The organism is Xanthomonas sp. 3498, from assembly GCF_014199795.1.
GTDB classification, from domain to species: domain Bacteria; phylum Pseudomonadota; class Gammaproteobacteria; order Xanthomonadales; family Xanthomonadaceae; genus Xanthomonas_A; species Xanthomonas_A rydalmerensis.
The window spans coordinates 1,001,062-1,021,231 of the sequence record NZ_JACHOH010000001.1 but is presented as its reverse complement, the minus strand read 5'-3'; the positions used below and the strand labels follow the sequence as shown (position 1 = coordinate 1,021,231).

Sequence of the window (20,170 nt, the reverse complement as noted above, 5' to 3'; positions counted from 1 at the left end):
CTGCCCGCAAACTGATAAACCGGTCGTAAATAGCTGCCCCGCTTGGAGAATCGAATTTATCCACACGTGCTGTGGATAAAGCTGTGCATGACCGGCATGCTCCACGCCGTGAAGACGGACTCACAAGCCTCTGCAACGAGTTGGACAAAAAAGCGCCAATCGCATTTGTTCTTTATAAAACAGCAAGTTGGCCGTGAAACACGAATGCAACATGGTTTGCCGGGGGGCTTGACAAGACCTGTCCCAGGCCAATCCTGGCGCTGTGCACAACCTGCCGCCGCCGTGGCCGTGGATGAGCCGATCGGGGCGCAGCTGTCAAGCGCGCGGTGTGGCGGCTGTCTCGCTATCATCGCGCCGATGATGGAGTTCCGATGACCGCCACGTCCCCTTCCGACGGCGTGGCCGCACCGCCCGCCCTGGCCGCGTTCCTGCGCGGGATCGAACGCCGCGCCGCGGTCCTGGCCGACCTGCAGAGCGGCCGGCCCGAACGCGGCACGCCGGCCCTGGCGGCGGCGATGCGGGCGTTCCGCAGCCACGCCGCGGCGCTACCGATGGCCGACTGGCCGCTGCGATTCTGGAAGCTGCTCGGCGCGGTGCCGACCCTGCGCCAGGCCGATGCCGCCGAGGGCGCCTGGCCGGCGCCGTTGGCGCATCTGCGTACCCTGCAGCCGGCCGACCGCCTGGCGCTGCTGCTGCGCATCGTTGCCGGGCTGGACGAGCCGCTCGCCGCGCAGGTGCTGCAGTTGTCCACCGAGGACTACCAGCAGGCGCTGGCGCGGGCCTGCCCGCGCGACGCCGGTGGGCGTCCGGATGCGGCGGGCTGGCGTGCGCTGGCCGATGCGGCGCAACAGTGCCTGCGCGACCTGCCGCCGACACGGCTGCAGGCCCTGGCGCAACTGCGCGATGCGGCGATCGCCGGCAGCATCGCTTCGCCGGCACCGACTCCGGCCAAGGCCGCTGCCCCTGCTGCTGCCGCCGCACGTCCGCGCCGCCGCGGGGCGCGCTCGGCCCTGCGCACGCGCCTGGCCGGAGCGGTGATCGCCGTCGTGGTCCTGGCCCTGGTCGGTACCGTGTTCTGGGACCGCCTGCCGTGGCACCGTTCCCGTGCCGCCACCGCGGCCGGTGGCAGCGACGCGAGCCTGGCGCTGGGCGATACCGGCCCGGTGCAGGTGGAAGTGCTGCCGCCGGAATCGGACACCGCCAGCGCGCCGCCGCTGCCGGCCGAACCGCCGGCGCCGCTGCCGGAGCCGGCGATCTACGACCTGGATTTCTACGCGTGGTACGCGGCCGGCGCGCCACCGCCGCGGATCGAGCGCAGCGCCCCCAGCGCCGCCGAGCTGGCCGAGGCCGCCGAAAACCCGCCGGCCGCTGCCATGGCCCCGGCCATCGCGCCCGCCGCAGCGGCGAACACGCCACCGGCGCTGAGCCCGGCGCAGTTACGCGCGCGCCAGGCTGCCTGGGACGCGCTGCCGGCGGCGGCGCAGGCGCGCCTGCGTCAGGTCGCCACGGCCTTCGCCGGCCTGCCGATCGAGCAGCAGCACAGCTTGCACGCGCAGTTTGCCGAGATGGACGCGCTGGAGCGCCACGGCTGGTTGCTAGGGCCGGAACTGGGCGCCGAGTTCTGGGCGCTGCAGCCGCTGCTGGGCTACGTGCCCGCGGCGCAGCGGCAGGCGCTGCTGGGGCTGCTGCGCAGCCTGCCGGCGGACCAGCGCGAGCATCTGGCGCTGCTGTCGCAACGCACCCCGCCGCAGGACCGCGCGGCCTTGCGCCGCGACCTGCTGGCGCAGGGCACCGACAGCCGCGGGGCCTGGTTGAAGCAGCGCGCCGCGCGCTGAGCCGCGGGTTCGGCGCTTGGGCTTTCCGGGTCCCCGGTCCCGGGCCCCGGGTCCCGGCTCTTCTGCAGTGATCCGCCGCAGCGGGTAGAATGCGCGGCCTCCGCCACCCGGTGTCCGGCGCTGTCTGCGCGGCCGCAGTGGCGAGATCGCCAGAGTCTTGCAATGTTTTCGTCTTCCACCCCGGCCACGGTCCGGGGCCGCGAACTGCGCAGCACCGCGCAGCTCGCCCTGCCGCTGGTCCTGGGGCACGTCTCCACCGGCCTGATCAGCTTCGTCGACAATGTGATCGCCGGCCACCACGGCACCCGCACACTGGCCTCGGTGACGGTCGGCACGGCCCTGCTGTGGCTGCCGATGATGATCCCGATCGGCACCCTGATCGCCCTGACCGCCTCGGTGTCGCAGCTCGACGGCGCCAGGCGCCACGCGCAGATCGGCCCGCTGTTCCGCCAGGCGCTGTGGCTGTCGCTGGGCCTGGGCCTGCTGATGTTCGCGTTCCTGAGCGTGATGCCGATGGCGCTGCCGCAACTGGGCATCGCCCCGGAGATCGTGCCCGGCGCGCGCGACTTCCTGCTTGCGATCCGCTGGGGCGTGCCGGCGCTGGTGCTGTACTTCTGCATGCGCTACCTCAGCGAAGGCATGCACTGGACCCTGCCGACCATGCTGCTCGGCTTCGGCGGCCTGCTGCTGCTGGCGCCGCTCGGCTATGCGCTGACCTTCGGCCTGTGGGGCCTGCGCGAGCACGGCGCCGGCGGCCTGGGCATGGCCTCGGCGATCATGATGTGGGCGCAGGCGCTGTGCTTCGCGATCTACCTGGCGCGTTCCAAGCGCTTTGCGCCGTTGCGCCTGTTCGCGCAGTTCGAGGCGCCGGACCTGCACGCGATCGTCGGGCTGCTGAAGACCGGCTTGCCGATCGGCGTGACCATCCTGATGGAGGGCGGCCTGTTCATCGTCACCGCGCTGCTGATCGCGCGGCTCGGCGAGGTGCCGGCGGCCGCGCATCAGATCGCGATCAACGTCGCGCAGCTGTGCTTCATGGTGCCGATGGGCGTGGCCGAGGCGACCACGGTGCGGGTCGGCCGCGCCGCCGGTGCCGGCGATGCGGTCGGCGTGCGCGGTGCGGCCTGGGCCGGCTATGCGATCGTGCTCGGCACCCAGGCGCTGTCGGCGCTGGTGCTGCTGTTCGGCCACGACGCCATCGTCGGCGTGTACACCAGCGACCTCGCGGTCGCCGCGCTGGCCTCCACGCTGCTGCTGTATGCGGCCACGTTCCAGTTCCCCGATGGCCTGCAGGTGCTGTCGGCCGGCGCGCTGCGCGGCCTCAAGGACACCCGCGTGCCGATGCTGTTGGCCCTGTGCTCCTACTGGGGCCTGGGCATGCCGCTGGGCGCCGGCCTCGGCCTGTGGCTGGGCTGGGGACCGCAGGGCATGTGGATCGGCCTGATCCTGGGCCTGACCGCGGCCGCGGTGATGATGGGCGCGCGCTTCCGCTGGAGCAGCGCGCGGCTGCTGGCCGCGTCGGCGACCCCCTGACTTCAGACGCATGTGCGGCGCCTGACGCAGCCGGTATGCTGCGCAGGCGCAAGACGCCTTCCCTTCGGAGTTTTCCATGAACCAACCCGTGCGTCGCAGCCCCGTCGCCAACTTCTTCGTCGGCCTGTGGGATGTGATGAACTTCACCCGCCGGTTGATCCTCAACCTGGTGTTCTTCGGCTTCCTGTTGCTGATCCTGCTGGTGATGGTGTTCGCCATGGCGCGCGGCGACGGCGCCAAGACGCTGCGCGACCGCACCACGCTGCTGATCGCGCCGGAAGGCAAGCTGGTCGAGCAGTTCAGCGCCGACCCGGTCAGCCGCGCGCTGGCCAAGGCGATGAACGACAAGGGCGCGCAGGAGATCCAGTTGCGCGACCTGGTGCGCGCGATCGAGGCCGCCAAGACCGATCCGAAGATCGAGCGCGTGGCGCTGCGTCTGGACAAGCTGCAGCCCAGTGGCTTCGCCTCGATGCGCGAGGTGGAGCGCGCGCTGCAGGACCTGCGCAGCTCCGGCAAGCAGATCGTCGCCTACAGCGACAATCTGAACCAGTGGCAGTACCTGCTGGCCGCGCAGGCCAACGAGGTCTACCTGGACCCGATGGGCTCGATGACCCTGGAAGGCCTGGGCCGCTACCGCCAGTACTTCCGCGAGGGCCTGCAGGACAAGCTCGGCGTGGACGTGCACCTGTTCAAGGTCGGCGAGTACAAGTCCGCCGCCGAGCCCTATGTGCTCGACGCGGCCTCGCCGGCGTCCAAGGAAGCCGACCTGTTCTGGATGAACGACGTGTGGCAGCGCTACGTGGCCGACATCGCCAAGGCGCGCAAGCTCAGCGCCGAGCAGATCACCGCCGGCATCGACACCATGCCCGAGGGCGTGGCCGCCGCCGGTGGCGACCTGGCCAAGTTCGCCCTGCAGCAGAAGCTGGTGGACGGCCTGAAGACCCGCGAGGACGTCGAGCAATTGCTGACCAAGCGCGGCGTGGCCGACGACGATGCCGACACCGGCTACCGCAACGTTGACCTGGACGGCTACCTGCAGCAGTTGGACTTGCGCCGCTCGCCGGTGGATTCGCGGCCGCAGGTGGCGGTGGTGGTCGCCGCGGGTGAGATCAGCGGCGGCGAACAGCCGGCCGGCCGCATCGGCGGCGAGTCGACCGCGGCGCTGCTGCGCCAGGCGCGCGACGACGACGAGGTCAAGGCGGTGGTGCTGCGGGTGGATTCGCCCGGCGGCGAAGTGTTCGCCTCCGAGCAGATCCGCCGCGAGGTGGTGGCGCTGAAGGCCGCCGGCAAGCCGGTGGTGGTGTCGATGGGCGACCTGGCCGCGTCCGGCGGCTACTGGATCAGCATGAACGCCGATCGCATCTACGCCGACCCGTCGACGATCACCGGCTCGATCGGCATCTTTGGCATGATCCCCAACATCACCCGCACCCTGGACAAGATCGGCGTGCATACCGACGGCGTGGGCACCACCCGCTTCGCCGGCGCGTTCGACGTGACCCGGCCGATGGATCCGGCAGTGGGCCAACTGATCCAGTCGGTGATCAACAAGGGCTATGCCGACTTCACCGGCAAGGTCGCGCAGGCGCGCGGCAAGTCGGTGGAGGCCATCGACCAGGTGGCGCGCGGCCGCGTGTGGAGCGGTGCGCAGGCCAAGGAGCGCGGGCTGGTGGACGCGTTCGGCGGCTTCAAGGACGCGGTGGCCGATGCCGCTGCGCGCGCCAAGCTGGGCGGCCCGGACAAGTACCGGGTGCGCTATGTGGAGAAGCCGGCCACGCCGTTCGCGCAGTTCGTCGGCGGGTTCGCCGGCAGCCGCCTGGGTGTGTGGATGCTGAGCGACTCGGCGCTGGGCCATGCCCTGCTGGCGCGCAGCATGCCGGAGCTGGACACCCAGCTGCGCTTCGTCAAGGACGCGGCCGACACCCGTCCGGGCGCGCCGGTGAAGGCGCTGGCCTACTGCTTCTGCGGTCTGTGAGCTGGCACTGAGCCGATGGCGGCGCGCCCTCGCGGGCGCGTCGCCTGATCCCTGCAACGCCGGCCCCAGTGGCCGGCGTTTTTCATTGCGCCGTGGCGGCGTCGAGCGCGGCGTTCTGCGCCGCCGCGGCGCGGTCGAGCGTGGCCTGGGTCTGCTTGGCGCGGTCCAGCGGCTGGGCCATGGCGGTGCGCAACGCGCTGGCCTTCGGCGGTGGCGGCGCATCGGGCGGTTGCGGCGGCGCCGGCTTGCATGCGGCCAGCAGTGCGAGCAGCGGCAATGTCAACGTCATCCTGCGCAGTGGTGCGGACATGGCGGCGACCTCCTCGAGGGTGGAGGTATCATCCTACGCCTCCCATGTGAGCACACAGGCACGCACATGCAGCACCGTTGGCGGCTGGACGGACAGACCGCGCTGATCACCGGCGCCAGCGCCGGCATCGGCCTGGCGATCGCACGCGAACTGCTCGGGTTCGGCGCCGACCTGCTGCTGGTGGCGCGCGACCTCGATGCGCTGGAAGCGGCGCGCGACGAGTTGCGCGAGGCCTTTCCCGAGCGCGAGATCCTGGCACTGGCCGCCGACGTCGCCGACGACGAGGACCGCCGCGAGATCCTGGACTGGGTCGAGGACCATGCCGACGGCCTGCACCTGCTGATCAACAACGCCGGCGGCAACGTCAGCAAGGCCGCGGTGGACTACACCGAGGACGAGTGGCGCGGCATCTTCGAGACCAACCTGTTCTCCGCGTTCGAACTGTCGCGTTACGCGCACCCGCTGCTGGCGCAGCATGCGGCCTCGGCGATCGTCAACGTCGGCAGCGTGTCCGGGCTGACCCATGTGCGCAGCGGCGCGCCCTACGGCATGACCAAGGCGGCGCTGCACCAGCTCACCCGCAACCTCGCCGCCGAATGGGCCGAGGACGGTATCCGGGTCAATGCGGTGGCGCCGTGGTACATCCGCACCCGCCGTACCTCCGGCCCGCTGTCGGACCCGGACTACTACGACCAGGTGATCGAGCGCACGCCGATGCGCCGCATCGGCGAACCGGAGGAAGTGGCGGCGGCGGTCGGCTTCCTGTGCCTGCCGGCGGCCAGCTACATCACCGGTGAATGCATCGCGGTGGACGGCGGCTTCTTGCGCTACGGGTTCTAGCGGTTCAGTCGCTGCATGGCGGCGGCGTGCGCGGTGTGCCAGGCGAAAAGCACTGCGCAGTTTGTCCGGGCGATACGTTGTCGGGACTGAAGTCCCTCCCACAAGCGTGCACGCTCTCCGTGGTGGAACGGTTCTCATGCCTGCCGGCGGCCAGCTACAGCACCGGTGAATGCATTGCGGTGGACGGTGGCTTCTTGCGCCACGCGTTCTAGCGGTTCAGTCGCTGCATGGCGGTTGCGCGCGCGGGGCACCAGGCGAAAGGCGCTGCGCGGTACGTCCCGCGATACGTCGTCGGGACTGAAGTCCTTCCCACAAAGATGTGCGCGCTCATGGTGGTGGACTGGCCATGGCGGCGAGCGCCGCGCCCATCCGCGGCGGATGCGACTGAACCGCGTCAGGGCGAGGTCGTCCGCTCCGGCGCAGGCTGATCCGGCGCACCGCAGTTGCTGCCCTTGAGCAGGTGCTGGCGACGTTCGAACTCCGTGTGCAGCGCCTCGGCATGATCGGGCACGGCGAAGCGCCAGTGCGTTTCGGCTTCGGCCACGTAACTTTTCCAAGCCTCGCATAGCTGTTCGGTGGGCAGTGGCTGGCACTGGTCGCGCAGCACTTCGCAGGCGCTGCCACCGGCTTGGTTGGGGCCGCCGTCCAGGTCTGTCGTGCTCAGCGGGACGCAACGCGGCGGCGGTTCGGCGACCTCGCCGATGTAGGATTGCTGCTCGCGCGTGGTGCAGGTGTACAGCGGCGGCGGTGGCAGCATTGGTGGCGGTGGCGGTGGCGGTGGCGGTGGCGGTACAGCAGCCGTGGTGTCGGCCGGGGCCGATGCGTCCGCAGGCATGGCGGCACTCTTGGTGCTTGGAGGCGACGATGAAGCGGGCTTGGCGGCGAGCGTGCTCGGCAGTGCGGCGCTGCTGACGCCTTGCATGACCTTCTTCTGCTGGCGCATGCCCTTGGGGCAGGGTGCGTTCTGGATGGTCAGGTTGTCCTGCGCGTCGGTGCAGCGATAGAACACCACCGGTTCGGCGTACGCGGCGCCGGCGCAGCTCAGCGCCACGGCGAGGCAGAGGGCGCGGCGCATCAGCTGCCGCCGCAGTCGCGCGCCAGGCGCGCATCGATGCCGCGCTGTTCGGTTTCCATCGCACGGCGCTCGCTCTGCAGCGCGCTGTTGTAGCGACGGATCAGTTCCCAGCGGCGGTCGCTCAGGCGTGCGCAGACTTCCTGCTCGGGCAGTGCCGTGCAGGTGTCGCGAATCATCGTGCTGCCGGCCGGCACGATCACGCCGGCGCCGGCGGCCACCCCCGGCGGCGGTGGTCCCGGCGGGCGCGGGCCACCGTGCGGAGGCGGTCCCGGCGGTCCCGGCAGACGGCCATCGGGGCCACGCCCGGACGGCCGCGCGTACGGGCCCTCGGCGTAGCCATAGGCCCACAGTGGCACCCAGCGCGGATTGCCGGCGTTGTCGTCGCTGGTGTAGCGCGCGCCTTCCGGGGTCACGCACTCGTACATCGGCTGCGGCGGCTGCACGGTGACGATGCGGAGTTCGCGCTGCGGCAGCGGCGCCGGGGAGGCCTCCGCGCGTGCCGGATCGGTGCTGATGGTGGTGGTCGGCCGCGGCGGCGGGTCGCGCGGCCGCTGCATGTCCAGCACCTGCTGCTGGCGCGCGTTCTCGCAGGGGGCGTTTTGCAGGCTGACCGCGCCGGAGGCGGCGATGCAGCGGTAGATACGCACCGACGTGTTGCTGCCATCGCTGCTGATCGTCTGCGTCTGTTGCGCCCAGCCGGCGCCGATCCAGGGCGACAGGCTCAGCAGCAGCAACGGGCGGAGAAGGAGGCGCATGCGCGCATCTTGCGCGCCTTGGGCGGCCAGGGAAAGGGCGGTGGGTGTTGGGATTCGGGACGTCATGGCGTCCCGAAGTGCCGACGCGTTGATCTGTCTATCCGAGGCTGCGCCCGTACCCTCATCCGCTCCGTGGGGCGCCTTCCCCCGAGAAGGGGGCCACGGTCCCGAGGGGAGAAGCCAAAGCCCCTCTCCCGCCGGGAGAGGGGTTGGGGTGAGGGTGCGGGCGCGAAGCGCCACGCCGAGCTGTCTATCCGAGGCTGCGCCCGTACCCTCATCCGCCCCTGCGGGGCACCTTCCCCCGAGAAGGGGGGCCATGGTCCCGAGGGGAGAAGGGAGAAGCCGAAGCCCCTCTCCCACCGGGAGAGGGGTTGGGGTGAGGGTCCGGGTGCGCGAAGCGCTCAGGTCGATCGAACGCGCCATTGCCGCAAGGCGCCAATGCAGGGGACGGCGGCGTCCCGCGCCGGAGGCCAGCGCCTCAGGCGCGCAGGATCTCGCCGCTGGCGGCGTCGCGGATCGGGGTGGGCTGGGCCAGGCCGCCGGTCTCGCCGTCGATCAGGCCATCCAGGTCGCGCAGCACCAGCGGATCCAGCTCGCTGCGCTGCCGCGCCGGCGGCTCGCCGCCGCGGTTGGCGCTGGTCGACACCAGGGCGCCGCCCCAGGCCCGGCACAGGGCGGCCACCAGCGGATGCGCGCTGATCCGCACGGCGATGCCCTGGTGCGCGCCGGTGATCCAGGGCGGTGCGTGCGCGGCGGCGGGCAGGATCCAGGTGTGCGGTCCCGGCCAGCTGGCCAGCACCGCGGCCAGCCGGTCCGCCGGCAAGGCCGACAGGTCGAGCAGCGGGCGCAGCGGATCCAGTTCGGCAGCGACCACGATCAGGCCCTTGTCCACGGGCCGCTGCTTGATCCGCAGCAGGCGGGTCACGGCGGTCTCGTCGTGCGGATCGCAGCCCAGGCCCCACACAGCTTCGGTGGGATAGGCGATCACGCCGCCCTTGCGCAGGACGGCGACGGCATGGCTCAGGGACAGGTCGGTCATGCGCGCATCATGCGGCACGTCCTCGTCTAAGGACAATGAGGGTCGGTTGGGCGGGACTCGGGATTTTCGCAAGTCTCCGGCCCGCCGCTTTTCTGTGGGAGGGGCTTCAGCCCCGACGCCTTACCGATAACGCGTCGGGGCTGAAGCCCCCCTACGGAAAAACCGCGGTGTCGCGATCTTCAGGCGCTGAGAGACGCCGTGGGCACCGCGAGAAGCCGGCTCGGAGGCCGCGCTCGTCCTATCCGAGGGGGCGCATCGGGCCACCCTGGGCCATCCGCAGAGCGGCTCAGCCGCCCTTGACCACGGTCTTCTTCGCGGCCTTCTTCACCGCTTTCTTGGCGGTTTTCTTCGCGGCTTTCTTGACTGCCTTCTTCGCCGCCGGCTTGGCCGCGGTGTCGGCGGCGGCCTTTTTCGCTGCGCTCTTCTTCGGCGCAGCTTCCTTCTTGGCGGCGGCCTTCTTGGCGCCGAAGCCCTTGCGCACCGGCTTGCCGGTTTCCTCCAGCAGCTTCTGCACTTCGTCCAGGCTCAGCGAGGCCGGCTCGCGATCCTTGGGAATCTTGCCGTTGAGCTTGCCGTCGCTGATGTACGGGCCGAAGCGGCCGTTGAGCACCTGGATGTCGCTGCCGGGGAACTCCTTGATGATGCGGTTGCGCGCGATCTCTTCCTTCTCCTCGATCAGGAACACCGCACGGGCCAGATCGATGGTGTAGGGATCGTCTTCCTTCTTCAGCGAGGCGTAGACGCTGCCGCGCTTGGCGAACGGGCCGAAGCGGCCGATGCCGACGCTGACCTCCTCGCCCTTGTCCTGGCCGAGGCTGCGCGGCATCAGGAACAGCTCCAGCGCCTCCTCCAGGGTGATGGTGTGCATGCTCTGGCCCGGACGCAGCGAGGCGAACTTGGGCTTGTCCTCGGCGTCCTCGGCGGTGCTGCCGATCGCCGCGTACGGCCCGAAGCGGCCCAGGCGCACGCTCACCGGCTTGCCGGTCTTGGGGTCGGTGCCGAGCTCGCGCGCGCCACTGGCTTCGGCGCGATCGACCGACTCCTTCTTGTCCTCGACCAGCTCCTTGAACGGTTCCCAGAAGCGCGACATCAGCGGGATCCATTCCTCCTCGCCGCGCGAGACCGCGTCGAGCTCGTCCTCGAGCTTGGCGGTGAAGTCGTAGTCCACGTACTGGGTGAAGTGGCTGGACAGGAACTTGGATACCGCGCGGCCGACGTCGGACGGGCGGAAGCTGCGGCCTTCCATCTCCACGTACTTGCGGAACAGCAGGGTCTGGATGATCGAGGCGTAGGTCGAGGGACGGCCGATGCCGTACTCTTCCAGCGCCTTCACCAGCGCCGCTTCGGTGAAGCGCGGCGGCGGCTGGGTGAAGTGCTGCTCGGCCAGGATGCGTTCCAGCGGCACGCGGTCGCCGGGCTTCATCGCCGGCAGCTTGCGGCCCTCGTCCTCGTCCTCGGCGCTCTTGTTGTCCTTGCCTTCCTCGTACACGGCCAGGAAACCGGCGACGACCACGGTGGTGCCGCTGGCGCGGAACACGTGTTCGCTGCCGGCCGACAGGTCGACGCTGACGGTGTTGAGCGTGGCCGGGATCATCTGGCAGGCCACCGCACGCTTCCAGATCAGCTCGTACAGCTTGCGCTCGTCGTCGGTCAGGAAGCGCGCCACCTGCGACGGGGTGCGCAGCGCCGAGGTCGGGCGCACCGCTTCGTGCGCTTCCTGCGCGTTCTTGGACTTGGTCTGGTAGGCGTTGGGCTGGTCCGGCAGCGAGGCGATGCCGTAGTCGCGGGCGATCACGTCGCGGATCTCGGCCAGCGCGTCCTGCGACAGATTGACCGAGTCGGTACGCATGTACGAGATCAGGCCGACCGTGCCTTCGTCGCCGATCGCCACGCCTTCGTACAGCTTCTGCGCGACCTGCATGGTCTTGCGGGTGGTGAAGCCGAGCTTGCGCGAGGCTTCCTGCTGCAGGGTGGAGGTGGTGAACGGCGGCGCCGGGCGGCGCTTGCGCTCCTTGCTGGCCACGTCGGTGACATGCAGCGCGCCCTGCGCGGCCTGCTGGATGCGCAGGCGCGCGGACTCGGCGGTGTCGCCGTCGGTGATCGTGAACTGCTCGAACTTCTGCCCGTCGAGCTTGATCAGCTTGGCGTTGAAGTGCTGCGAGGGATGTGCGCAGTCGGCGGCGATGGACCAGTACTCGCGGGCGATGAAGGCTTCGATCTCCTCCTCGCGCTCGACGATCATGCGCAGCGCCGGCGACTGCACGCGGCCGGCGGACAGGCCACGCTGCACCTTGCGCCACAGCACCGGCGACAGGTTGAAGCCGACCAGGTAGTCCAGCGCGCGGCGCGCCTGCTGCGCATCGACCAGATCGCCGGCGATCTGCCGCGGCTGCGCCATCGCTTCCTTGATCGCGCGCGGGGTGATCTCGGTGAACACCACCCGGTGCAGCGGCTTGCCCTTGAGCAGCCCGCGCTCCTGCAGGATCTCGGCGATGTGCCAGCTGATCGCCTCGCCCTCGCGGTCCGGGTCGGTCGCCAGGTAGATGTCTTCGGCCGCCTTGGCCGCCTTGGCGATGGCCTCCACGTGCTTCTCGTTCTTGTCGATCAGCGCGTAGCGCATCGCGAAGCCGTCGTCCGGATCCACCGCGCCTTCCTTCGGGATCAGGTCGCGCACGTGCCCATACGAGGCCAGGACGTGGAAATCCTTGCCGAGGTATTTGTTGATCGTCTTGGCCTTGGCGGGCGATTCGACGATGAGCAGGTGCTTGGACATGGCGGGTTGGGCTTCGATGGGCGTGGGCGGACGCCCTGGGGGCGGTAGGGTGGCGCAATTGCTCCGGTTAGTGAAGCGTTGCGGTCTTGCAGAGAAGCCGACGCCCGGGGCGCAACCCCCGGGCGTTCAGCTACGGCGCTTATTTATTAGTGGGCATGTCCGGCGCCCACTGTCAAGCCGGTGCCGGCCGGCCGGGTCGCCGTGCAGGTGGCAGTGCGGCTCCCGGAGCCTGCCGGACTCAGTGCCAGCCGCCCTTGGCGGCCATGCCGATCGCCAGCGCCACCAGCAGCACCACGCCCGCCATCAGCAGGCCGAACAGCGACAGGATCACCACGGTGACCGTGCCCAGCTTGCGCTGCTGCCATTCCGGGTGGTCGGTGTAGGCCCACTTGTCCACCACGAGGGTGTCGCAGAGCATGTCGTGCAGGGCCTGCTTGCGCTCGGTGAAGGCCGCCATCAGCAGGCCGATGCCCAGGGTCAGGCTGCTCAGCATGAAGCCGAAATAGCGGCCGACGCCGCGAGCCACGGTGATGCGGCTGCCGTCGGTGCGCACCACCTTGATGCCGACCGCCATCTTGCCCAGCGTGGCCTGTTTGGTGGAGGCGTGGAACAGGCCGTAGTACAGCGCCGAGATCGCCATCGGCAGCAGGTACAGCAGGAGCAGCATGACGATGCCGGCGGCGGTGGCGAAGTCGGGCTGCTTGCCGAAGCCGCTGATCCCGAAGAAGCCCAGCATCACCACGAACTGGATCACGTTGGCGACGATGCCGACCAGGAACGCGTCGATCAGGTAGGCGGCCACGCGCTTCCAGAAACCGGCCTGCACCACCTCGCCGCCGCCGACCACCCGCACACCGCCGTCGAGCACGGCGCTGGGCGCTGCGTAGGGCGATGTCGCCGCGGCGGGGGCGGTCCAGGCGTCGGGCACGGCCGGGGTCGGGGCGGGCGGCGGCACTTCTGCGCCGGCCTCCGAGAGGACCGGCGCAGGGGCCGGGGCTGGCGCCTGGGTCAGGCCGAGTTCGTCGACGAACTCGGCCAGGGTGCGCCATTCGCTCAGGCCTTCGCGCCAGACCAGGGTGGACAGCCCGATCTCGCCGCGTTGGAAGCGCTGTTGCAGGTCGGCGGCCGCGAGCGGCCCATGGCGCTGCTGCGCCGCATCGGCGTAGTACCACTCAGTCATTCTTTTCCCCGGGAATTGCAGTCGAAAACGGTGCGCCGGTCAGCCGCCGCGGCAGTGGACCGGCAGGTCGCGGTCGTCCAGATCGGAACTGCAGTTCCAGGCGGACGTGCGCTCATCGTAGTCCAGCCACAGCGCTTTGCCATCCAGGCGCTTGTGCTCGGGCAGGCGCAGCGTGGCTTCCAGACCGCAGTGGCCGTTGTCGAAGCGGCCGATCCGCACCTGCGCGATGGACGTACCGGCATAGCTCTGCGGGGTGCCGAAGCCGGTGTCCCCGTTCACCGCACAGCGGTGCTCCTGCGCGGCGAACGCGGCGATCTGGTCCTTCAGCGGCGCCAGGTCGCCAAGCGCCTGCGCGACCTTCGCGCGGGCCAGATAGTCCTGGTAGGCGGGCAGGGCGATCGCGGCGGCGATGCCCAGGAACGCGACCAGCAGCACGCCGCCGACCGCGCCGACGATGGCCATGATCGCGCAGCCGGACAGGCCGCTGCGTGGCGCAGCGACGGCAGCCGGGCCCGCGGGAGCGGCTGCCTGGAGCGGCGGCGGCAAGGGGGGCGGAGCGGGCGCGTCGGGCAGGCCCAACTCGGCGGCGACCGCGTGCAGTGGCCGCCACTCCGGCAGGCCTTCGTGCCAGACCAGGGTCTCGCGCTGCAGGCGACCGTCGTGCAGGCGTTCCAGCAGGGCGGGCGCCGACAACGGGCCGTGCCGCTCGCGTGCGGCATCGACGTAGTACCAGAGCGTCGGGGAGGGAGTGTCTTCGTGCATCCGTGCGCGACCGTCAGCGACTCAGTGAACCGGCTCCGGCTCGTCGACGAACATCTGCGTTTCCATCCACGCGTACGCCGCCTCGGCACCGGGCTGGTTGAACAGCACCATCAGCACGACCCACTTCAGGTCGTCCAGGTCCAGCTCGTCCTGGTCCAGGGCCATGGCCCGGTCCAGCACCAGTTCGCGCTGGTCGCTGTCGAGGATGCCGTGTTGCTCCAGGAACAGCAGGAAGCCGCGGCATTCCACGTCGAGCTTGTCCAGCTCCGGACCGTGGTAGATGCGGATCGGGCCATCGATGCGCGGCTGCGCCACGGCCGGGCGCTGGTCGGCCAGGGCGTCGAGCCAGTCGAACGCCTTGCTGATCTCGGTGGGGCTGAAACCGGCCTGGATCAGGCCATTCTGGAGGGAGTCGCGGTCGCGGACCGGATCCGCGTCTTCGCTGAAATAGTGTTCGAACAGGTACAGCAGGACATCCAGAATGCTCTCTTTCATTGCCCCTCGGCCTGCGTCGCGAGACGCTGTGGAGGTGAAGAAACTAGGGTTTGCGGGTGTAACGACCGCGTTCGACCGCCACGTAGCCATCCAGTTCCATGGCCAGCAGCATGGAGGACGCCGCTGCGGCCGTCAATCCGCTGCGTGCGATCACTGAATCCATACAGATGGGGTCGTGGCCCAGCGCCTGCCACAAGCGCTGGTAGTCGGGATGGGGAAAGGCCGGTGCGGCGGCGCGCGCGATGCTGGTTCCCTGTGTGGGAGCGTTCAGGCGCCCGCGCAAGGCGTCGGCGAGTTCGGCGGCCAGGGGCGCAACGCCTGCCAGTATTTCGTCGGCGCTTTCCACCAGCCCGGCGCCGTCGCGGATCAGCCGATGGCAGCCGCGCGCCAGCGGGTTGTGGATCGAGCCGGGCAGGGCGAACACCTCGCGCCCGGCCTCGGCGGCCAGCCGCGCGGTGATCAGCGCGCCGGAGCGGGTGGCGGCCTCGATCACCAGGGTCGCCAGGCTCAGCCCGGCGATGATCCGGTTGCGTGCCGGGAAATGGCCCGCCCGCGCCGGCGTGCCGGGCGGATGCTCGCTGACCACCGCGCCGCGTTCGGCGATCTGGCTGCGCAGGGCGGCGTGCTGGCGCGGGTAGGCCAGGTCAGGGCCGGTGCCGACCACCGCCACGGTCAGTCCGTCCGCGCGCGACAGCGCTGCCCGGTGCGCGGCGGCATCCACGCCGCTGGCCATGCCGCTGGTCACCGCGAAGCCGGCCGCGGCCAGGGCCAGGGCGAAGCCATAGGCGTTGTCGCGGCCGCCGGCGCTGGGCGCGCGGCTGCCGACCACGGCCACGGCCGGGTGCCACAGCACCGAGGGGTCGCCGTCCACGTACAGCGCCAGCGGCGGGTTGGGCGTACGCCGCAGCAGGGCTGGGTAGTCGGCATCGTGGCAGCCGAGCAGGTGCCGACCTGGCTGCGCCAGCCAGCGCTCGGCGGTTTCCAGCGCGGTGCGGTCGGGCTGCTGCAGGGCGGCGATCTGCGCTGTATCCAGGCCGGCGGCATGCCAGCCGGCAGGACCGGCGGCCAGCGCCGCGGCCGGGCTGCCGTGCTGTTCCAGCAGCCGCCGGCGTGGGGCGCTGGCGCCGCCGGCCAGCGACAGGCGCAGCAGCGCCGGATCGGTGGGTGTGTGGGCGGGGGCGGTGGCCGGACTGGACATGCGCCCAGCCTAGGCCGCACACGCAGACGGCGCCCTCGGGCGCCGTCTGCAATCGCTGTAGGGGGATGCCTCGGCGATGGGTCAGCGTGCGTCCGGGTGCTTGACGTCGTAGCCGATCCGGGTCGGCTTGATGCCGTCCATCACCAGCGCGTAGCTGACCTTGTCGAAGGTGCGGAACACCATCGCGTGTGCGGCGTACTCGTCCGGCAGCGCCACGGTGGAACCGCTACCGCCGGTGAAGCCGTCGTCCGCGCGCGAGGTGTTGGGGTGGCGCACGCGGTCGTTGACCCGGGTGCCATGGCGCCACAGCGACACCACGGTGCCGTTGTCGATGCCTTCGCGGCGGCCGCCGGAGATGGCGATCACGTCGCGCGGGCCGGCCGCACTGAAGGCGTCGGCCACCGCCAGCACCCGCAGGCCGGCTGCCATCGCCTGCTCGGACGGCGGATGCGGCACGAACTGCAGGTCGTAGGGCTGCGCCTCGACCGGGATCAGGCGGTCGCCGGCACGCACTTCGCGGGCGTTGTCCTGCAGCAGCAGGCCGGTGGCCTGGCGGCCGTCGGCGGACACGCGGGCGACGGTGCCGATGTTGACCTGGGCCAGTTCGTAGCCGAGAGACTCGCGGCGCTTGTCCGGCGGCACGAAGGTCTGCCACAGGTTGCCGCTGCCGGGGATGCTGCGGCCTTCGGCGTCGAGGTCGTCGCTGAGCTTGGGCAGCAGGTAGCGCACGGTCGGGCGGACCACGGCGTAGCGTTGCCCGGCCTGGGCCTGGCCGAGGCCGACCGCGTAGACCAGTTGCCCGTCGGTGGCGCGCAGCCGGTTGTCTTCGGTGCCGACCACGTACGGCAGGTTGTCGATGCGGTCGACCACACGCAGGTTCTTCAGGAACGGCTCCACCTGCGCCAGCGGGATCGCGTCGATCGGCGCGTCCTGGCGCGGGCCCGGCTTGACCTCGGCGTGCGCCACCCGGTCCAGGTAGGCCAGGCTGAGCACGTCGCCGGGGTAGATCAGGTGCGGGTTGTGCACCTGCGGATTGGCCTGCCAGATCTCCGGCCACAGCCAGGGCTTGCCGAGGAAGCGCCCGGCGATGTCCCACAGCGTATCGCCCTTGCGCACCACGTAGGTGTCGGGGTGTTCGGCAGCCATGCTGGCGGAAGCAGCGTAGGTCGCCACGGTGAGCATCGCCACGGCGACGACCGTACGGAGTCGATTGAACATGAGCGCGGAGCCTGATTCCCCAACAGGTTCGCGCACTATAGTGCAGAACCCTGGTGCGGGCGCAAGCGCCGGGCGCAGAAACGGGTAGAATCCGCAGGTCTTGCCGAATCGTCCGGCGCCCCCATCTTGGGTACCGCTATGGCCCTGCTCCCCATTCTCGAATTCCCCGATCCGCGCCTGCGTACCAAGGCGGTGCCGGTCGACGCCGCCGAGGTCACCTCCGCAGCCTTCCAACGCCTGCTCGACGACATGTTCGAGACCATGTACGACGCGCCGGGCATCGGCCTGGCGGCCAGCCAGGTGGACGTGCACAAGCGCTTCATGGTCATCGACGTCAGCGAGGAGAAGAACGCCCCGCAGGTGTTCATCAATCCGCAGATCGTGCAGCACGATGGCGAACAGGTGTACCAGGAAGGCTGCCTGTCGGTCCCCGGCATCTACGCCGACGTGACCCGCGCCGACGCCATCACCGTGCGCTACCTGGACCGCCAGGGCCAGCCGCAGGAACTGAGCACCGACGGCCTGCTGGCGGTGTGCGTGCAGCACGAGATGGACCACCTCGACGGCAAGCTGTTCGTCGACTACCTGTCTCCGCTCAAGCGCGAAATGGTGCGCAAGAAGCTGGCCAAGGCGCGCAAGCACGTGGCCTGACGGCCGGGATTCGGCATTCGGAATTGGGGATTCGTCAGAGCGATCGGATCCCTTCCGGTCGCCGAGCCCCGTCGTTGCGAATCCCCACTCCCCAATCCCGAATCCCTGCCCAATGAAACTCGTCTTCGCCGGTACGCCGGACTTCGCCGTGCCGTCGTTGCGCGCGGCTGCGCAGCGCCATGAAGTGGTCGCGGTCTACACCCAGCCGGACCGGCCCGCCGGGCGCGGCCGCGGACTGACCCCGTCGCCGGTCAAGCTGGAAGCGGTGGCGCGCGGCATCCCGGTGCTGCAGCCGCAGACGCTGCGCGCGCCGGAGACGCTGCAGGCGCTGCGCGCGCTGCAGCCGGACCTGATCGTGGTGGTGGCCTACGGGCTGATTCTGCCCAAGGCGGTGCTGGCGATCCCGACCCATGGCTGCTGGAACGTGCATGCCTCGCTGCTGCCGCGCTGGCGCGGCGCCGCGCCGATCCAGCGCGCGATCGAAGCCGGCGACACCGAGACCGGGGTATGCCTGATGCAGATGGAAGCGGGGCTGGACACCGGCCCGGTGCTGCTGTCGCAGCGCACCCCGATCGGTGCCGACGAGACCGGCGGCCAATTGCACGACCGCCTGGCCGCGCTCGGCGCGCAGGTGTTGGCCGATGGCCTGGGCCTGCTGCGCGCCGGCCTGCGCCCGGTGGCGCAGCCGCAGCCGCAGGACGGCGTCACCTATGCGCACAAGCTGGACAAGGCGCAGGCGCGACTGGACTGGCAGCAGCCGGCGGCGCAGTTGGCGCGGCAGGTGCGCGCCTTCGATCCGTGGCCGGTCGCCGAGGCGGTGCTGGCCGGCGAGCGGGTGCGGGTGCGCGGCGCGATCGCGCTGGACCTGGCGCACGGGCAGCCGCCGGGCACGGTGCTGACCGCGTCCAAGCAGGGCATCGATATCGCCTGCGGCCAGGGCGCGCTGCGCCTGCGCGTGCTGCAGCGCGACGGCGGCAAGGCGATCACCGCCGCCGACTACCTCAACGCACGCCGCGACCTGCCGGTCCTGGCCTGAGGCGTCGGCCATGCCTGCGTACGCCGCGTTGGGCCAGGCGGGCGCCGCCTTGGCCGCGTCCTCGCTGAGGTGTGGGCGGGGCACCGCTTCGCGCATCTCCGCCTTCCCCGCGCGTAACCACGAAGCGGCACGCGCGCGAGCGGATGACGCGTCCTGGAGCGTCTGCCGATGACCATGACGCCCGCCGCTGCGTGGCCGCCGGGCGTGGCCCCGCGGGTGGTCGCCGCCCGCGTGCTGACGGCGGTGATCGACCGCGGTCGATCGCTCAAGGCCGAGCTGGCCGCTGCATTGCCGACCCTGCCGGATTCGCGCGACCGCGCGCTGGTGGAGGCGATCTGCTTTGCCGTGCTGCGCCGCCGCCCGGCCTACGAGGCGGCGCTGCGGATGTGGCTGCAGAAGCAGTTGCCGCAGCGCGACGCCGAACTGCGCGGGCTGCTGCTGGCCGGCTTCGCCCAGCTCGATGCGCTGGGCCTGGCGCCGCACGCGGCGCTGTCGGCGACGGTGGAGGCGACGCGCGCGCTGGATCGGCCACGCCAGGCCGGCTTAGTCAACGCGCTGCTGCGGCGCGCGCTGCGCGACGGGCTGCCGGCGGTGGCCGCCGACGCGGGCTGGCCGCTGTGGCTGCGCGACGCGTTGCACGCCGACTGGCCGCAGCAGGCCGAGGCGATCTTCGCCGCCAGCCAGCAGCCGGCGCCGCTGTGGCTGCGGGTCAACCGCCAACGCGGCACCCGCGACGCCTATCTGCAGGAACTGGCCGCGGCCGGCATCGCCGCACAGGCGTCGCCGCTGCTGGCCGATGCCATCCGCCTGGACACGCCGATGGCGGTGAGCGCCCTGCCGGGCTTTGCCGACGGGCGCGTCTCGGTACAGGACGGCGCGGCGCAGCAGGTCGCCGACGTGCTGGCGCCGACGCCGGGCGCGCGCGTGCTCGACGCCTGCGCGGCGCCCGGCGGCAAGTCCGCGCACCTGCTCGAACGCGATCCCGGTCTGCGCCTGACTGCACTGGACGTGGATGCGCGCCGTCTGGCGCGGGTCGGCGAGACCTTCGCGCGCACCGGTGCCGGTGCGCAGGCGCACCTGCAGGTCGCCGACGCGGCGCAGCCGCAGGACTGGTGGGATGGCGAGCCGTTCGACGCGGTGCTGCTCGACGCGCCGTGTTCGGCCACCGGCATCGTGCGCCGCCAGCCGGACGTGCTGCTGCATCGCCGACGCGAGGACGTGATCGCGCTGCAGGCGCTGCAGGCGCGCCTGCTCGACGCCGCCTGGCAGGTGCTGCGGCCGGGCGGGGTGCTGGTCTACGCCACCTGTTCGCTGCTGCAGGACGAGAATGCGCGGCAGGTGCAGGCATTGCTGGCGCGGCAACCCGGCGCGGCGCTGGAGGACCCGGGCGCGGCCTGCGGGCATGCCTCCGGCGGTGGCCGCCAGCGCTTCCCCGGCGAGCAGGACTGCGATGGCTTCTACTACGCGCGGTTCCGCAAGACGGCGTGAACCGGCC

17 protein-coding genes and 1 pseudogene are annotated in these 20,170 nt (G+C 71.0%); 8 read left to right on the top strand and 10 right to left on the bottom strand.

Translation table 11 applies throughout. The annotated features are described in order from the left end of the window. The first annotated feature begins 371 nt into the window (after positions 1 to 371). The 3 genes from GGR66_RS21110 to sppA all read left to right on the top strand — a co-directional run bounded on the left by GGR66_RS21110 (position 372) and on the right by sppA (position 5,343). A complete protein-coding gene (locus GGR66_RS21110) occupies positions 372 to 1,835 on the top strand; it encodes a hypothetical protein (protein WP_255421563.1) in 1,464 nt (487 codons plus the stop codon). 162 nt (positions 1,836 to 1,997) lie between these two features. After that, a complete protein-coding gene (locus GGR66_RS04070; RefSeq protein ID WP_184447300.1) occupies positions 1,998 to 3,368 on the top strand; it encodes an MATE family efflux transporter in 1,371 nt (456 codons plus the stop codon). A 76-nt stretch (positions 3,369 to 3,444) separates the two neighbouring features. Continuing rightward, on the top strand, positions 3,445 to 5,343 hold the full coding sequence (gene sppA / locus GGR66_RS04065) for a signal peptide peptidase SppA (RefSeq protein ID WP_160965934.1): 1,899 nt from the start codon (positions 3,445 to 3,447) through the stop codon (positions 5,341 to 5,343). Positions 5,344 to 5,425: 82 nt separating this feature from the next. Here the strand turns inward: sppA and GGR66_RS04060 are convergent, their stop codons facing one another. Continuing rightward, on the bottom strand, positions 5,426 to 5,632 hold the full coding sequence (locus tag GGR66_RS04060) for a hypothetical protein (RefSeq protein ID WP_184447463.1): 207 nt from the start codon (positions 5,630 to 5,632) through the stop codon (positions 5,426 to 5,428). Between the two features lie 87 nt (positions 5,633 to 5,719). On the opposite strand from GGR66_RS04060, the gene GGR66_RS04055 reads away from it, so the two are divergent. Both GGR66_RS04055 and GGR66_RS04050 read left to right on the top strand, forming a co-directional pair. Then, on the top strand, positions 5,720 to 6,493 hold the full coding sequence (locus tag GGR66_RS04055) for an SDR family oxidoreductase (RefSeq protein ID WP_160965935.1): 774 nt from the start codon (positions 5,720 to 5,722) through the stop codon (positions 6,491 to 6,493). Between the two features lie 131 nt (positions 6,494 to 6,624). Next, positions 6,625 to 6,705: pseudogene (locus tag GGR66_RS04050) on the top strand (tropinone reductase); the annotation flags it as partial. 182 nt (positions 6,706 to 6,887) lie between these two features. On the opposite strand, the gene GGR66_RS04045 reads toward GGR66_RS04050, so the two are convergent. The 9 genes from GGR66_RS04045 to GGR66_RS04005 all read right to left on the bottom strand — a co-directional run bounded on the left by GGR66_RS04045 (position 6,888) and on the right by GGR66_RS04005 (position 16,988). Continuing rightward, entirely contained in the window at positions 6,888 to 7,568 is a 681-nt protein-coding gene (locus tag GGR66_RS04045) for a DUF4124 domain-containing protein (protein WP_184447299.1), read from the bottom strand. Next, positions 7,568 to 8,323 carry a DUF4124 domain-containing protein gene (locus GGR66_RS04040; protein ID WP_184447298.1) on the bottom strand — a complete coding sequence of 252 codons (756 nt, stop codon included), beginning with the start codon at positions 8,321 to 8,323 and terminating at the stop codon, positions 7,568 to 7,570. The genes GGR66_RS04045 and GGR66_RS04040 overlap by 1 nt, the downstream gene beginning before the upstream one ends. A 478-nt stretch (positions 8,324 to 8,801) precedes the next feature. After that, complete coding sequence (locus GGR66_RS04035; RefSeq protein WP_184447297.1) at positions 8,802 to 9,362, bottom strand: Sua5/YciO/YrdC/YwlC family protein; 561 nt, start codon at positions 9,360 to 9,362, stop codon at positions 8,802 to 8,804. 286 nt (positions 9,363 to 9,648) lie between these two features. Then, entirely contained in the window at positions 9,649 to 12,135 is a 2,487-nt protein-coding gene (locus tag GGR66_RS04030; RefSeq protein WP_184447296.1) for a DNA topoisomerase I, read from the bottom strand. Positions 12,136 to 12,373: 238 nt separating this feature from the next. Next, positions 12,374 to 13,315: an RDD family protein gene (locus tag GGR66_RS04025; protein ID WP_167087856.1), complete on the bottom strand. Its 942-nt coding sequence runs from the start codon at positions 13,313 to 13,315 to the stop codon at positions 12,374 to 12,376. A 39-nt stretch (positions 13,316 to 13,354) separates the two neighbouring features. Further along, positions 13,355 to 14,077 carry a pilin gene (locus GGR66_RS04020; RefSeq protein WP_184447295.1) on the bottom strand — a complete coding sequence of 241 codons (723 nt, stop codon included), beginning with the start codon at positions 14,075 to 14,077 and terminating at the stop codon, positions 13,355 to 13,357. 21 nt (positions 14,078 to 14,098) lie between these two features. Further along, positions 14,099 to 14,572 (bottom strand): DUF494 family protein, encoded by a 474-nt coding sequence (locus tag GGR66_RS04015; protein WP_010340686.1) that lies wholly within the window; start codon positions 14,570 to 14,572, stop codon positions 14,099 to 14,101. 43 nt (positions 14,573 to 14,615) lie between these two features. Continuing rightward, the gene (dprA, locus tag GGR66_RS04010; RefSeq protein WP_184447294.1) at positions 14,616 to 15,770 is read right to left on the bottom strand and encodes a DNA-processing protein DprA; all 1,155 of its coding nucleotides are present in this window, start codon (positions 15,768 to 15,770) and stop codon (positions 14,616 to 14,618) included. A gap of 81 nt (positions 15,771 to 15,851) precedes the next feature. Further along, positions 15,852 to 16,988, bottom strand: a complete 1,137-nt coding sequence (locus GGR66_RS04005; protein ID WP_184447293.1) for a LysM peptidoglycan-binding domain-containing protein — start codon at positions 16,986 to 16,988, stop codon at positions 15,852 to 15,854. A gap of 138 nt (positions 16,989 to 17,126) precedes the next feature. Between GGR66_RS04005 and def the strand changes: the two genes are divergently transcribed. The 3 genes from def to rsmB all read left to right on the top strand — a co-directional run bounded on the left by def (position 17,127) and on the right by rsmB (position 20,163). After that, on the top strand, positions 17,127 to 17,639 hold the full coding sequence (gene def, locus GGR66_RS04000; protein ID WP_184447292.1) for a peptide deformylase: 513 nt from the start codon (positions 17,127 to 17,129) through the stop codon (positions 17,637 to 17,639). 112 nt (positions 17,640 to 17,751) lie between these two features. Continuing rightward, positions 17,752 to 18,675, top strand: coding sequence for a methionyl-tRNA formyltransferase (gene fmt / locus GGR66_RS03995; RefSeq protein WP_184447291.1), 924 nt, complete (start codon positions 17,752 to 17,754; stop codon positions 18,673 to 18,675). A gap of 168 nt (positions 18,676 to 18,843) precedes the next feature. After that, positions 18,844 to 20,163: a 16S rRNA (cytosine(967)-C(5))-methyltransferase RsmB gene (gene rsmB / locus GGR66_RS03990; RefSeq protein ID WP_184447290.1), complete on the top strand. Its 1,320-nt coding sequence runs from the start codon at positions 18,844 to 18,846 to the stop codon at positions 20,161 to 20,163. Positions 20,164 to 20,170: the final 7 nt, after the last annotated feature.

Coding starts and splice junctions, on each gene's coding strand:
- GGR66_RS21110 (WP_255421563.1), top strand. CDS start 372: ATGACCGCCACGTCCCCTTCCGACGGCGTGGCCGCACCGCCCGCCCTG.
- GGR66_RS04070 (WP_184447300.1), top strand. CDS start 1,998: ATGTTTTCGTCTTCCACCCCGGCCACGGTCCGGGGCCGCGAACTGCGC.
- sppA (WP_160965934.1), top strand. CDS start 3,445: ATGAACCAACCCGTGCGTCGCAGCCCCGTCGCCAACTTCTTCGTCGGC.
- GGR66_RS04060 (WP_184447463.1), bottom strand. CDS start 5,632: ATGACGTTGACATTGCCGCTGCTCGCACTGCTGGCCGCATGCAAGCCG.
- GGR66_RS04055 (WP_160965935.1), top strand. CDS start 5,720: ATGCAGCACCGTTGGCGGCTGGACGGACAGACCGCGCTGATCACCGGC.
- GGR66_RS04045 (WP_184447299.1), bottom strand. CDS start 7,568: ATGCGCCGCGCCCTCTGCCTCGCCGTGGCGCTGAGCTGCGCCGGCGCC.
- GGR66_RS04040 (WP_184447298.1), bottom strand. CDS start 8,323: ATGCGCCTCCTTCTCCGCCCGTTGCTGCTGCTGAGCCTGTCGCCCTGG.
- GGR66_RS04035 (WP_184447297.1), bottom strand. CDS start 9,362: ATGACCGACCTGTCCCTGAGCCATGCCGTCGCCGTCCTGCGCAAGGGC.
- GGR66_RS04030 (WP_184447296.1), bottom strand. CDS start 12,135: ATGTCCAAGCACCTGCTCATCGTCGAATCGCCCGCCAAGGCCAAGACG.
- GGR66_RS04025 (WP_167087856.1), bottom strand. CDS start 13,315: ATGACTGAGTGGTACTACGCCGATGCGGCGCAGCAGCGCCATGGGCCG.
- GGR66_RS04020 (WP_184447295.1), bottom strand. CDS start 14,077: ATGCACGAAGACACTCCCTCCCCGACGCTCTGGTACTACGTCGATGCC.
- GGR66_RS04015 (WP_010340686.1), bottom strand. CDS start 14,572: ATGAAAGAGAGCATTCTGGATGTCCTGCTGTACCTGTTCGAACACTAT.
- dprA (WP_184447294.1), bottom strand. CDS start 15,770: ATGTCCAGTCCGGCCACCGCCCCCGCCCACACACCCACCGATCCGGCG.
- GGR66_RS04005 (WP_184447293.1), bottom strand. CDS start 16,988: ATGTTCAATCGACTCCGTACGGTCGTCGCCGTGGCGATGCTCACCGTG.
- def (WP_184447292.1), top strand. CDS start 17,127: ATGGCCCTGCTCCCCATTCTCGAATTCCCCGATCCGCGCCTGCGTACC.
- fmt (WP_184447291.1), top strand. CDS start 17,752: ATGAAACTCGTCTTCGCCGGTACGCCGGACTTCGCCGTGCCGTCGTTG.
- rsmB (WP_184447290.1), top strand. CDS start 18,844: ATGACCATGACGCCCGCCGCTGCGTGGCCGCCGGGCGTGGCCCCGCGG.